This is a genomic window from Mycobacterium asiaticum (assembly GCF_001673315.1).
GTDB lineage: Bacteria > Actinomycetota > Actinomycetes > Mycobacteriales > Mycobacteriaceae > Mycobacterium > Mycobacterium asiaticum_B.
The window spans coordinates 1-13,378 of record NZ_LZLQ01000086.1; the positions used below are offsets into that span (position 1 = coordinate 1).

At 65.7% G+C, this 13,378-nt stretch carries 12 protein-coding genes; 9 read left to right on the top strand and 3 right to left on the bottom strand.

The window, feature by feature from the left end; all coding sequences use genetic code 11:
• Nucleotides 1–382 precede the first annotated feature (382 nt).
• Nucleotides 383–2,212: a proteasome ATPase gene (gene arc, locus A5636_RS12920; RefSeq protein ID WP_065159042.1), complete on the top strand. Its 1,830-nt coding sequence runs from the start codon at nucleotides 383–385 to the stop codon at nucleotides 2,210–2,212.
• 23 nt (nucleotides 2,213–2,235) lie between these two features.
• Here arc and A5636_RS12925 read toward each other — a convergent pair whose 3' ends face one another.
• Entirely contained in the window at nucleotides 2,236–2,850 is a 615-nt protein-coding gene (locus A5636_RS12925) for a hypothetical protein (RefSeq protein ID WP_065159043.1), read from the bottom strand.
• Between the two features lie 36 nt (nucleotides 2,851–2,886).
• The gene (locus A5636_RS12930; RefSeq protein ID WP_065159044.1) at nucleotides 2,887–4,077 is read right to left on the bottom strand and encodes a hypothetical protein; all 1,191 of its coding nucleotides are present in this window, start codon (nucleotides 4,075–4,077) and stop codon (nucleotides 2,887–2,889) included.
• A 324-nt stretch (nucleotides 4,078–4,401) separates the two neighbouring features.
• Between A5636_RS12930 and dop the strand changes: the two genes are divergently transcribed.
• From dop to prcA, 4 genes are all read left to right on the top strand, one after another.
• Nucleotides 4,402–5,898, top strand: coding sequence for a pup deamidase/depupylase (dop, locus tag A5636_RS12935; RefSeq protein WP_065159045.1), 1,497 nt, complete (start codon nucleotides 4,402–4,404; stop codon nucleotides 5,896–5,898).
• Between the two features lie 113 nt (nucleotides 5,899–6,011).
• Nucleotides 6,012–6,206: a ubiquitin-like protein Pup gene (locus tag A5636_RS12940; RefSeq protein WP_065159046.1), complete on the top strand. Its 195-nt coding sequence runs from the start codon at nucleotides 6,012–6,014 to the stop codon at nucleotides 6,204–6,206.
• Nucleotides 6,203–7,075, top strand: a complete 873-nt coding sequence (gene prcB, locus A5636_RS12945) for a proteasome subunit beta (RefSeq protein WP_065159047.1) — start codon at nucleotides 6,203–6,205, stop codon at nucleotides 7,073–7,075. Before A5636_RS12940 ends, prcB begins: the two co-directional genes overlap by 4 nt.
• On the top strand, nucleotides 7,072–7,809 hold the full coding sequence (gene prcA, locus A5636_RS12950) for a proteasome subunit alpha (protein ID WP_065159048.1): 738 nt from the start codon (nucleotides 7,072–7,074) through the stop codon (nucleotides 7,807–7,809). Before prcB ends, prcA begins: the two co-directional genes overlap by 4 nt.
• Nucleotides 7,810–7,843: 34 nt before the next feature.
• Here the strand turns inward: prcA and A5636_RS12955 are convergent, their stop codons facing one another.
• Nucleotides 7,844–9,502: a PPE family protein gene (locus A5636_RS12955; RefSeq protein WP_065159049.1), complete on the bottom strand. Its 1,659-nt coding sequence runs from the start codon at nucleotides 9,500–9,502 to the stop codon at nucleotides 7,844–7,846.
• Between the two features lie 143 nt (nucleotides 9,503–9,645).
• Here A5636_RS12955 and pafA point away from each other — a divergent pair, with 143 nt between their 5' ends.
• The 4 genes from pafA to tatA all read left to right on the top strand — a co-directional run bounded on the left by pafA (nucleotide 9,646) and on the right by tatA (nucleotide 13,376).
• Nucleotides 9,646–11,004: a Pup--protein ligase gene (gene pafA / locus A5636_RS12960; protein ID WP_155763793.1), complete on the top strand. Its 1,359-nt coding sequence runs from the start codon at nucleotides 9,646–9,648 to the stop codon at nucleotides 11,002–11,004.
• 7 nt (nucleotides 11,005–11,011) lie between these two features.
• Complete coding sequence (locus tag A5636_RS12965) at nucleotides 11,012–12,058, top strand: helix-turn-helix transcriptional regulator (protein WP_065159051.1); 1,047 nt, start codon at nucleotides 11,012–11,014, stop codon at nucleotides 12,056–12,058.
• Nucleotides 12,055–13,023, top strand: coding sequence for a helix-turn-helix transcriptional regulator (locus tag A5636_RS12970; protein ID WP_065159052.1), 969 nt, complete (start codon nucleotides 12,055–12,057; stop codon nucleotides 13,021–13,023). The genes A5636_RS12965 and A5636_RS12970 overlap by 4 nt, the downstream gene beginning before the upstream one ends.
• Before the next feature lie 80 nt (nucleotides 13,024–13,103).
• Nucleotides 13,104–13,376, top strand: a complete 273-nt coding sequence (tatA, locus tag A5636_RS12975; protein WP_065159053.1) for a Sec-independent protein translocase subunit TatA — start codon at nucleotides 13,104–13,106, stop codon at nucleotides 13,374–13,376.
• The last annotated feature ends 2 nt before the right edge of the window (nucleotides 13,377–13,378 follow it).

The window sequence follows — 13,378 nt, forward strand, 5'->3', positions numbered from 1 at the left end:
GGAGTCCATTCGCCGCGGCGCCTGGTGCGAACAACCAGTGAGTCCGACCACCGCCAGCGCGATGGCGGCGCCCAGCGTTACGCAGACTTTCCGCGACATCGGGTTGCAGCGCTCAGCGGCGAAAAAACGGGTATAGACAGCGAAATGCAACAGAAGTCACACGCGCGCCGGCCGCGCTGGTCGCCGGAGTGGTCGGAAGGCCTGTGGCTAGGGATTTCAGGGTCACAGAAGTCCTTTCGCTCGGCCCGAGTAGAAGCCGAGATTACCAGCGTGACCCAAGTTGTAACTTTTCAACCGCATTTGACTACACACATCAAACGCTGCCGGCCGGTAGCGTTGAACTATCCGCCACGCCATCCCTGGTGCGGGAAAGGAGCGCAACATGGGTGAGTCAGAGCGTTCTGAAGCATTCGAGACCCCTCGCGATATTCCCCTGTCCAGCGAAGATGCTGCCGAACTCGAACAGCTGAGGCGTGAGGCCGCGGTGCTGCGCGAGCAACTCGATAATGCGGTCGCACACCAGAACCCCACTCGTTCGTCGCGCGATGTGCATCAACTCGAAGCCCGTATCGACTCGCTCGCCGCACGCAATTCGAAATTAATGGAAACTCTTAAAGAGGCTCGCCAACAACTATTGGCGTTGCGTGAGGAAGTTGACCGGCTCGGTCAGCCGCCCAGTGGTTACGGCGTCCTGCTCGGTTCGCATGAAGACGAGACCGTCGACGTATTCACCTCGGGCCGCAAGATGCGGCTGACGTGCTCGCCCAACATCGACCTGTCTGTGCTGAAGAAGGGACAGACCGTGCGTCTCAACGAGGCGCTGACGGTTGTCGAGGCTGGGACGTACGAGTCCGTCGGCGAGATCTCGACGCTGCGCGAGGTGCTGGGCGACGGTCACCGCGCGTTGGTGGTCGGCCACGCCGACGAGGAGCGCATCGTCTGGCTGGCTGAGCCGCTGGTCGCCGAAGATCTCCCCGAAGGCCACCCCGACGCCCTCAACGACGACAGCCGGCCGCGCAAGCTGCGGCCCGGCGACTCGCTGCTGGTGGACACCAAGGCCGGGTACGCCTTCGAGCGGATTCCGAAGGCCGAGGTCGAAGACCTGGTGCTGGAAGAGGTTCCCGACGTCAGCTACGAGGACATCGGTGGCCTGACGCGGCAGATCGAACAGATCCGTGACGCGGTCGAACTGCCGTTCCTGCACAAGGAGCTCTACCGCGAATACGCGCTGCGACCACCGAAGGGTGTGTTGCTCTACGGCCCGCCCGGTTGCGGTAAGACGCTGATCGCCAAGGCCGTCGCCAACTCGCTGGCCAAGAAGATGGCCGACCTGCGCGGTGACGATGCGCGTGAGGCGAAGTCCTACTTCCTCAACATCAAGGGACCGGAGCTGCTCAACAAGTTCGTCGGCGAAACCGAGCGCCACATCCGGCTGATCTTCCAGCGCGCCCGGGAGAAGGCGTCGGAAGGCACTCCGGTGATCGTGTTCTTCGACGAGATGGATTCGATCTTCCGCACCCGTGGCACCGGCGTCTCCTCTGACGTCGAGACCACGGTGGTGCCGCAGTTGCTGTCGGAGATCGACGGCGTGGAAGGTCTCGAGAACGTCATCGTGATCGGCGCCTCCAACCGTGAGGACATGATCGACCCGGCCATCCTGCGACCCGGACGCCTGGACGTGAAGATCAAGATCGAGCGACCGGATGCCGAAGCGGCACAGGACATCTTCTCCAAGTACCTGGTCGAAACGCTGCCGGTGCACGCCGACGATCTCGCTGAGTTCGACGGGGATCGGGGTGCTTGCATCAAGGCGATGATTGAGAAGGTCGTGGACCGGATGTACGCCGAGATCGACGACAACCGGTTCCTGGAAGTCACCTACGCCAACGGTGACAAGGAAGTCATGTACTTCAAGGACTTCAACTCCGGCGCGATGATCCAGAACGTGGTCGACCGGGCGAAGAAGAACGCGATCAAGTCGGTGCTGGAGACCGGGCAACCCGGTCTGCGCATCCAGCATCTGCTCGACTCGATCGTCGACGAGTTCGCCGAGAACGAGGACCTGCCCAACACCACCAATCCCGACGACTGGGCGCGGATCTCGGGCAAGAAGGGCGAGCGGATCGTGTACATCCGGACCCTGGTCACGGGCAAGTCGTCGAGCGCGTCGCGAGCGATCGACACCGAGTCAAACCTGGGGCAGTACCTGTAAGCCGCTAGCTCGACCTGTAAGCGCTAGCTCGCCAGCGAGTAGCTGTTCGTCAGGTCGTCCTGCAGCACTTGGGCTGCTTGGGTTGTGGTGTCGACGCGCAGTTCGTCGTCCAGCACGCGCGAGTGGTAGGACCAACCCGTCGGAAGCTTGAGTCGGTCGCCGAGCGTGGGCAGATCGGCGCGCGAGAGTTCAGGGTCGACGACCTGGCTCCACGTCTGCATCACCCATTGGCGCCCGTGCGGGTCCTGAAGTTCATAGATTTCCTGCCCTCGGTTGAAGACGAAGACCGTGTGCCTGCTCACTTGGTTGACGGTGTAGGGCGTGGGGTTCATCGACGACAACAGAACGGTGGCCTGCAGCAGCATGTCGATGCCGCCGAAGGTCTTGATGATCTGCGGGCCCTGCTGGTTCTTTTCGATGCGGTTCATCAACCAGTAGCGCGGACCGTTGAGAAGAGCTGTGGCAGCACCGTTTTCGGTCGCGATGGCATGAGCGTCGAGTGCCTTCCACAGGTCTTCGGGACAATCGTTGAGCGGAAAGCTGTTGTAGACGGTGGCTTGCGGACCCGCTTCGCCGGGAGTCACGAGAAGCACTTCGCCGTAACGTTTCCCGGACAGGTCGCCCGATTGTTCGGGCATCGCGGAGTTCGATTGAGGGGCTGACACAGGGTGAACCTAATCACCCAGGTCAGCGGCGTCAACACTGGTCATCGGCGCGTTCACCACTCGGCTGCGGTACCGGTTGCGGGCGGTCAGGGTGAGGTGCAGATCGTCGATCAACGGGTCGACGAAGGTAGAGCGGTAGTCGTCATCACCGGCCGCGCGGGCGCTGATGTACATGAACGTCAACGCGCCCAGGAACAGACAGAGGTGCACCAGGGAGTCGGGCACCGGCACCGTCAATCCGAGCACGGTGGAGTTGTTGTCGGTGGTGCGGGCCCACTCCTGCAGGAGGCCGGGGGTAAGCACGATCAGGCCCAGCGTCACATAGATTCCGGCGGTGAGCGCCGCCACCACCATGATCTGCGCGAGTTGGGACGCCGCCAGCACGAAGACTACGTTGACGCGTTCGGCCCGACTCAGCGGCGGGCTGCCGGACGGATCCGGCATCGACTCGAAAGGCGTGTCGGACAAGCGTTCTCGGTCGAGGGCCACGGCTGCGGGTCTGCGCAGCATTGGCTTGACTCGTTCGGCGGTGGCAGAGACCACGAAGGCGGCGGCAATGCCGATCAGAAAGACGATCGCCAGCGCCAGCCGGTCCCCGCTGATGGTCGCGGCCATCAGCCAGACGTTGCCGTTGAAGAACACCAGTGTGGTCAGCAGCACCACGGGCAGCGCCCGCACTGCGAGTCCGCCGATCGTCGCGAGGTGCGAAAGCGTCATGCGGGCCGACCACCCGGTCACCGAGCCGACTCCGCAGCCGGTCAGCACCAGCATCACGACGGCCGCGCCGACAGCGTTGGCCAAGTGTGATGGGCCGCTCTCGATCACGATCGCGATTCCGACGATGATGATCGCCGCCGTCGCCGCCAGCGCCCTGCCGCGGCCGCTGGGGATTCGAGACACCAACCACCCGACAACAGTCATCGCTATCGGGGCGACTGCGATCAGGATCAACAGAAACCATTCCCGCGGCGACGGCGTGCCGTCGATGATCACGTCCTTGCCGTCAGTGACGAACAGCACCGGCAATGCCCAGCAGTGCAACGTCGCGTAGGCCGCCAACATCGGGGCCGAGCGCGACCAGAGTCGCCGCCACCGCCCACGCGTGGTCAGTACCGACGGAAGGCCACGCTGCAAGAACCAGTTCTCGGCTTCGTTGGTCGCCGACCGCCGTCGCGCCCGTGAGCGCAAAGAACGACTCATGCCGGGTCACACTAGCCTCGGCAAGCACGTTGCGCCGCGCTCTCGGCCGCCGCCACGATTGGCTGTCTGCCGGGCGACTGCAACCATTTGCGTTTTTGATTGTGTGACTAGGGCTTTCAGTGTGCGGCAGCGGCGGGATTTTCGGGCCTGGGGCCGCCGCAGACGCACACCGCAAACCGCCGCTGCACACCCGATTGCCGACGTCGGCAATCCGGCGCCAAGACCGTCCCCGTCCCTGCAGTGATCGTCGGCTGCTCCCGCCCCGACACCCGTCCTCACCGGGCCGCACACAGCCCGCGTCGCCGACGGGCCTAGGCTCAAGGGATGCAACGGATTATCGGAACGGAGGTCGAGTACGGCATCTCCTCGCCGTCCGACCCGACCGCTAACCCGATCCTCACCTCTACCCAGGCGGTTCTGGCGTACGCCGCCGCGGCCGGCATTCAACGCGCCAAACGGACCCGCTGGGATTACGAGGTCGAGTCGCCACTGCGCGACGCTCGTGGTTTCGACCTGAGCCGGTCGGCAGGACCGCCCCCCGTGGTGGATGCCGACGAGGTCGGCGCCGCCAACATGATCCTGACCAATGGGGCGCGGCTCTACGTCGATCATGCGCACCCGGAGTACTCCGCCCCCGAATGCACCGACCCGATGGACGCGGTGATCTGGGACAAAGCCGGTGAGCGGGTGATGGAGGCCGCCGCCCGCCATGTCGCCAGCGTGCCCGGCGCCGCGAAACTGCAGCTCTACAAGAACAACGTCGACGGCAAGGGCGCGTCGTACGGATCGCATGAGAACTACCTGATGTCGCGGCAGACGCCGTTCTCGGCCATCATCGCCGGGCTCACGCCGTTCCTGGTGTCCCGGCAGGTGGTGACGGGTTCGGGACGGGTCGGCATCGGGGCCTCCGGCGACGAGGCCGGCTTTCAGCTGTCCCAGCGCTCCGACTACATCGAGGTCGAGGTTGGCCTGGAAACCACCCTCAAGCGCGGCATCATCAACACCCGTGACGAGCCGCACGCCGACGCCGACCGGTACCGCCGGCTGCACGTCATCATCGGCGACGCAAACCTGGCCGAGACGTCCACGTATCTGAAGCTGGGCACGACGGCGCTGGTCCTCGACCTGATCGAAGAGGGCATCGACCTCACCGACCTGGCCCTGGCCCGCCCGGTGCACGCGGTCCACGCCATCAGCCGCGACCCATCGCTGCGTCAAACCGTGGCCCTGGCCGACGGTCGGGAACTCACCGGGCTTGCGTTGCAACGGATCTACCTCGACCGGGTGGCCAAGCTGGTGGACAGTCGCGACCCGGATTCGCGCGCCTCGCACGTCGTCGAGACCTGGGCGCATGTGCTCGACCAACTCGAGCGGGACCCGATGGACTGTGCCGAGTTGCTGGACTGGCCGGCCAAGCTGCGACTGCTGGAAGGCTTCCGCCAGCGCGAGAATCTGAACTGGTCGGCGCCCCGGTTGCACCTGGTTGACCTGCAGTACTCCGATGTCCGCCTGGATAAAGGCCTGTACAACCGCCTGGTGGCCCGCGGCTCGATGAAGCGCCTGGTCACCGAACATCAGGTGCTGGAAGCGGTGGACAATCCGCCGACGGACACGCGGGCGTACTTCCGCGGCGAGTGCCTGCGCCGGTTCGGGGCGGACATCGCCGCCGCGAGTTGGGACTCGGTGATCTTCGACCTGGGCGGCGACTCGCTGGTCCGGATCCCGACGCTGGAGCCCCTGCGGGGCAGCAAGGCGCACGTGGGAGCACTGCTCGATTCGGTGGACAGCGCGGTTGAACTGGTGGAACAACTCACCAGCTAGGGCTGGTTGAACCGACGAAACGTCGGTGCTGACCGGTAGGGTAGAAAACGCCCACGGGCGATGGACACGCAGCGCGGCTTGTCAGAAGGCCCGCAACGAAGCAGGAGGCGGCGATGGCGCAGGAGCAGACCAAACGTGGCGGTGGTGGCGGCGATGACGACGACCTCACCGGCACGACGGCCGCGGGCCAGGAGCGTCGCGAAAAGCTGGCGGAAGACACTGACGACTTGCTCGACGAAATTGACGATGTCTTGGAGGAGAACGCCGAGGACTTCGTTCGCGCTTACGTTCAAAAGGGCGGACAGTGACCTGGCCGTTGCCTGATCGCCTGTCCACTAACCCCGCAAGACCTGGATTTCCGGCTGTAGAGCTGTCGTCCTTCGCTGACTTTCTGCGTCGGCAAGCCCCGGAACTGCTTCCTGCGAGCATCACCGGGGGAGGCGTAGCCGTGACCGACCAGCTGCCGCACGGGACCACCATCGTTGCTCTGAAATACCCCGGCGGCGTGCTGATCGCCGGGGACCGTCGTTCGACGCAAGGCAACATGATTGCCGGGCGCGACGTCCGCAAGGTCTACATCACCGACGACTACACCGCTACCGGCATCGCCGGAACCGCGGCCATTGCCGTGGAATTCGCCCGGCTGTATGCAGTCGAACTCGAGCACTACGAGAAGCTCGAAGGCGTGCCGCTCACCTTCGCCGGCAAGGTCAACCGCCTTGCCATCATGGTGCGTGGAAACCTGCCCGCCGCGATGCAGGGCCTGGTGGCGCTACCGCTCCTGGTGGGCTACGACATGGATGCCGCTGATTCCGAAGGCGCTGGCCGCATCGTCTCCTTCGACGCCGCGGGCGGCTGGAACATCGAGGAAGAGGGCTACCAGTCGGTGGGTTCCGGGTCGATCTTCGCCAAATCGTCGATCAAGAAGCTGTATTCGCAGGTCACCGACGCCGATTCGGCGCTGCGGGTAGCCGTGGAAGGGCTCTACGACGCCGCCGACGACGACTCCGCCACCGGCGGGCCGGACCTGGTCCGCGGCATCTATCCCACGGCGGTCACCATCGACGCCGAGGGGGCGGTCGACGTCCCCGAGCGGCGGATCGCCGAACTGGCCCGGGATGTCATCGAAAGCCGTTCGCGCGCAGATACTTTCGGCCCCGACGGTGGTGAGAAGTGAGCTTCCCGTATTTCATCTCGCCTGAGCAGGCGATGCGCGAGCGCAGCGAGCTCGCACGCAAGGGCATTGCCCGCGGTCGCAGTGTCGTGGCCCTGGCGTACGCCGGCGGGGTCCTCTTCGTCGCGGAGAACCCGTCGCGCTCGTTGCAGAAGATCAGCGAACTCTACGACCGGGTGGGCTTCGCTGCGGCCGGAAAGTTCAACGAATTCGACAACCTGCGCCGCGGTGGTATTCAGTTCGCCGACACCCGCGGCTACGCCTACGACCGTCGCGACGTCACCGGGCGCCAGTTGGCTAACGTCTATGCCCAGACCCTGGGCAGCATCTTCACCGAACAAGCCAAGCCTTATGAGGTCGAGCTGTGTGTGGCCGAGGTGGCCCACTACGGCGAGACCAAGGCGCCAGAGCTGTACCGGATCACCTACGACGGGTCGATCGCCGACGAGCCGCACTTCGTGGTGATGGGCGGCACCACCGAGCCGATCACGAACGCGCTCAAAGAGTCCTACACCGAGAACGCCGAACTACCCGACGCGTTGAACATCGCGGTCGAGGCGTTGCGGGCGGGTGCTGCCGACGCTGCCAGCAACGGCTCGTCCACGCTGAGTGTGGCCAGCCTGGAGGTCGCGATTCTCGACGTCAACCGGCCACGCCGGGCATTCCGTCGGCTCAACCGGGCCGCTCTGGATTCGTTGCTGGGCGAACCGGAATCTGACGGCGAATCTTCGGAGTAGTCACACTCGCCGGTCTTCACCGCGACTGACAGGCTCACCGCCAGGTGCTCGGCACCATCGGCGTCGCGGGGCCGCTCCCGAAGTCGTCGCCTGCCAACCTTGTCAGTCCGACGGCGGGGGCAGCGTTTTTGGGAAGGGTGCCGGCATATCCCTGTGGGCCCGCGCCTTGATCGGACGCCGTAAATACGGGCTCGACCTCGACCTGGGCCTCGACGTCGCCCCCGACGTCCTCGGCCAGGACCTCGACGTCGCCCTCGACGTCCGCGGCCAGGACCTCGACCTCGACGTCGACGTCCGCGGCCAGGAACTCGTCGCTGTAACCCCGCTGCGGGGTGCGCTTATGCTGCCGGAGCCGCGCCCGCCGTCGGAGCGCACCCTTCGACTCGGTCGCTACCGCGGCGCTGTCCGGCTTGGGGGCCTTCTTCTTAGCGCTCGCGCTCGCGCCGGCGCCCATACCCGAACCGAACCCGACGCCGGGGGGTCCCACTACGTACGGCGGGGTGAATCCAGGGCCAGTGGCCGACGGGGTGGGCGGCGGCCCGCCCGCACCCGCCGGGGCCGTCGAGGCAGCCGGGGCTGGCGCCGGAGCGGGCGTGGAAGCTGACGTGAACGACGTTGTCGGAGAGCCCGTTCCTGCGGCCGGCCAGTCAGCAGACGCGGCGGCGGGCAGTTGCGTCGGCGTATCAGCAGCAGCGGGTGGGCCCGCTAACCCGGCCGCCCCGGCAAAGCCGCTCGCCGTCCCTGCGGGCATCAACATCGCGCCGCCTGCCGCGGCCAGCAACAACGGGGACTGAGTTATGGCCGTCCCGAGCTGGGCGACATGCGTCGGCCAGTCCAACAGCGACAGCGCCAGGAAATACTGGATTGCCTGAGTCGGGTTCTGCGACATCTGCATGGTGTCCCCGATCAGCTCGAGGCCGCGAGCGAGGTACCACATCGGCTGGGTGGCGTCTGCGTAGCTCTCGTAGCCGACGCCGTTGAGCGTGCCGGCGCCCGAATCCCAGTAGATGCCGAAGATCTCCAGGAAGTCCGATATCAGCTCGGTCAAAGGGTTGGAAACCAACGGATTTCGGATCAGTCCGTCGATGCCGAAGCGCTCCAGGATCGGGGCGATCGCGTTGATCATGGCTCGCCCCGGATCCAGGGATGCCGCCGAACCAGCGGATCTCATGATGGGCGGTGCCGCCGACGAGGATGGTGTGGACGCGACCGCGGCCGTCGCAGCAGCGTGATAGGTGGTCATCGTGGTGGCGGCCTGAATCCACATCCGCACGTAGTCGGCTTCGTTGAGAGCAATCGGCACCGTGTTGATGCCGAAGAAGTTCGTCGCAACCAGCGCAGCGTGCGTGGCGTGGTTGGCGGTCAGCTCGGCCAGGGTCGGCATCGTAGCCAGCGCGGCGCAGTACGCCGCGGCCGCGTTCTGGTGCTGTGTGGCTGCAGCGGCATCGGCCGCACTGACTTCGAGCAACCACGCAATGTACGGCGCTTGAGCCGCCGCCCAGGATTCCCCGCCGAGACCTGCCCATGAACTCGGTCCCGTCGCGGCGACCAGATTGCTGATCGCCGCGGCGGTCGCGGCGTACTCGTTGCTCAATGTCTCCCACGCTGCCGCGGCCGCCAACAGCGACCCGGGGCCTGGCCCCTGGCTCAACAATGCGGAGTGCACCTCGGGTGGTGAGGCCATCCAGATCATGTCCGCGCGGTCCTCCGAAGCGTCCGGGCATCAAAGTTTCGCATAGCCTAACTTTTATATTCGGTATCCCGTCAAGTGAGCTAGTCGGCGACGCGGGCGCGGCTGCGCACCGTCGCGGAGGGACAACCAGTACCCTCGATTAGGTGCAGCGACGAATCATGGGCATTGAGACCGAATTCGGTGTCACCTGCACCTTCCACGGGCATCGCCGCCTGTCCCCAGACGAGGTGGCGCGCTACCTTTTCCGGCGGGTGGTCTCGTGGGGTCGCAGCTCGAATGTTTTCTTGCGCAACGGGGCTCGCCTCTACCTCGATGTGGGCAGCCATCCGGAGTATGCGACCGCGGAGTGCGACAGCCTGGTGCAGCTGGTCACCCACGACCGAGCCGGCGAGTGGGTGCTGGAAGACCTGCTGGTCGACGCCGAGCAGCGATTGGCCGACGAGGGCATCGGCGGCGACATCTATCTGTTCAAGAACAACACCGACTCGGCGGGCAACTCTTACGGTTGCCACGAGAACTATCTGATCGTGCGAGCCGGCGAATTCTCCCGGATCTCCGACGTGCTACTGCCGTTCCTGGTCACCCGCCAATTGATCTGTGGGGCCGGCAAAGTGTTGCAGACGCCGAAAGCCGCTACTTTCTGCTTGAGCCAGCGTGCCGAGCACATCTGGGAAGGCGTGTCTTCGGCGACCACCCGGAGCCGGCCGATTATCAACACCCGCGACGAGCCGCACGCCGATGCGGAGAAGTACCGCCGGCTGCACGTGATCGTCGGTGACTCGAACATGTGCGAGACCACCACGATGCTCAAGGTGGGCACTGCGGCGCTGGTGCTCGAGATGATCGAAGCCGGAGTCGCTTTCCGGGACTTCTCCCTGGACAACCCGATCCGCGCCATCCGCGAAGTCAGCCACGACGTCACCGGTCGCCGGCCCGTCCGGCTGGCCGGTGGACGGCAGGCCAGCGCGTTGGACATCCAGCGCGAGTACTACAGCCGCGCCGTCGAGCACCTGCAGACCCGCGAGTCCAACGCACAAATCGAACAGGTGGTGGATTTGTGGGGCCGCCAGCTCGATGCGGTGGAAAGCCAGGACTTCGCCAAGGTGGACACCGAGATCGACTGGGTGATCAAGCGCAAGTTGTTTCAGCGCTACCAGGACCGCTACAACATGGAGTTGTCCGACCCCAAGATCGCCCAGCTGGACCTGGCTTACCACGACATCAAGCGCGGCCGTGGGGTCTTTGACCTGCTGCAGCGCAAAGGTCTGGCCACTCGGGTCACCACCGACGAGGAAATCGCCGATGCCGTCGAGCGGCCACCGCAGACAACCCGCGCCCGGTTGCGCGGCGAGTTCATCAGCGCCGCACAGGCCGCTGGGCGTGACTTCACCGTCGACTGGGTGCACCTCAAGCTCAACGACCAGGCGCAACGAACGGTGCTGTGCAAAGACCCGTTCCGGGCCGTCGACGAGCGGGTAAAACGACTGATCGCGAGCATGTAACCGCGGAATGGCCATTTCGAAAGTCGAGCGGCTGGTCAACCTGGTCATCGCACTGCTGTCGACCCACGGGTACATCACCGCCGAGAAAATCAGATCGAACGTCGCGGGTTACTCCGAGAGCCCGTCCGCCGAGGCGTTCTCCCGGATGTTCGAACGCGACAAGAACGAACTACGCGACCTGGGCATCCCGCTGGAAGTCGGCAAGGTCTCCAACCTGGACCCCACCGAGGGGTACCGCATCAACCGCGACGCCTACGCGCTGCCGGACGTCGAGTTGACGCAGGAGGAGGCCGCTGCCGTAGCGGTCGCAACGCAGCTCTGGCAGTCGCCCGAGTTGATCACCGCCACCCAGGGGGCGTTGCTCAAACTCCGGGCCGCCGGCGTGGACGTCGATCCTGTCGACAACGGCGCGCCGGTGGCCATTGCCTCCCCGGCCAGCCTGCCGGGGTTGCGTGGGTCAGAAGACGTGCTCGGACTCCTGTTGGAGGCCATCAACTCCCGGCAGGCGGTGCAGTTCCCGCACCGGCCGTCCCGCGCCGAGCCGTACACCACCCGCACCGTGGAACCGTGGGGTGTGGTCACGGACAAGGGCCGTTGGTATCTCGTGGGCCACGACCGCGACCGAGAAGCCACCCGTACCTTCCGGGTCTCCCGGATAGGCGCCGCTGTCACGCCGATAGGAGAGCCCGCCACGGTCACGGTGCCCGACGGCATCGAACTGTCTGAGGTCGTCGCCCAAGCCGTTGCCGATGGCCCCACCGGAGCACAGGCTCAGGTCTGGGTGGCCGACGGGCGGGCTACCGCGTTGCGCCGGATCGGACGGTCGGTGGAGTCCCGGCAGCTGGCCGGTCGTGCTGGTGAGGTGATCGAACTCGACATCTCATTCAGCGACCGCTTGGCGCGCGAAATCGCCGGCTACGGCGCGGACGCGATCGTGTTGGAACCTGATTCGCTGCGTGAAGACGTGCTGGGTCGTTTGCGCGCGGCAGCCGGTCGGGAGCACGTGACCCGCACCGGCGACGATGCAGAGCGAAGCGATGAGGAGGAGCGGTGACGTCCGTATCCACTCGGCTGGTGCGGTTGCTCAACATGGTGCCGTACCTGCAGGCCAACCCGCGCATCACGCGGGCTGAGGCCGCCGCGGACCTCGGTGTCTCCGAACAACAGCTGGAGCAGGACCTCAAACAGCTGTGGATGTGTGGACTGCCCGGCTACGACCCCGGCGACCTCATCGACTTCGAGTTCTCCGGTGACACCGTCAAGGTGACCTTTTCCGCGGGCATCGACCGGCCGCTCAAGCTGACATCGCCCGAGGCCACCGGCCTCTTAGTGGCGCTGCGGGCGTTGGCCGACATTCCCGGCGTGCTCGATCCGCAGGCTGCGCGCAGTGCGATCGCGAAGATCGCGGCCGCCGCCGGTGCGGCCGGACCCGACAACGCCGTAGCAGCCATCGATCAACCCGCGCCCATGGAGAGCCGGGCCGCGGCCACAGTCCGTTCCGCGGTCCGCGACAAGCGGGCATTGACCATCGACTACTACGCCGCATCCCATGACTCCCTCACCACCCGAATCGTCGACCCGATCCGGGTGTTGCTGATCGGCGACCACAGCTACCTGGAAGCTTGGTCACGCGAGGCCGAAGGGGTGCGGCTGTTCCGCTTCGACCGCATCGTCGATGCCGCTGAGCTGGGCGAACCCGCGTTGCCGCCGGAACCGGTGCTGCGGGCTCCGCCGGACACCTCATTGTTCGACGGCGACCCGGCGCTGCCCTCGGCGCTGTTGCGAGTAGCACCATCGGCGATGTGGATGTTCGAGTATTTCCCGATCCGGGAGGAGCGCGAGCTGGATGACGGCTCGTGCGAGGGCACGATGACGTACGCCTCCGAAGACTGGATGACCCGGCTGGTGCTGGGTTTCGGTGCTGCGGTGCGGGTGCTGGAGCCCGAGTCGCTCGCGCAGCGCGTTCGCGCCGAGGCGACGACGGCCATCCAGGCCTATGCGGCGGCCGGACAGGGCTGAGGGCACGCCCTGCGCTGCGCTTGGCACGGAGCGACCTCTGTGCTGCGGTAGCATCGGGTGAACGTCTGGAGGTAATCAAAGTGGGCAGTCTTCAACCGTGGCACTGGCTGATCCTCGCTGTCGTGGTGATCGTGTTGTTCGGTGCCAAACGGCTCCCCGATGCGGCGCGCTCGCTGGGCAAGTCGCTGCGAATCTTCAAGTCCGAGGTCCGTGAACTGCAGAGCGAGAACAAATCCGAAGCGTCATTGCAGACCCCGGCGGCTCCGGCGGCCACGCCGACACCCGTGCAATCTCAGCGCGTCGAGAACGCAGCACCCGCCGACCAGGGCCACTCCGAGGCGCGGCCGGCTTAGTC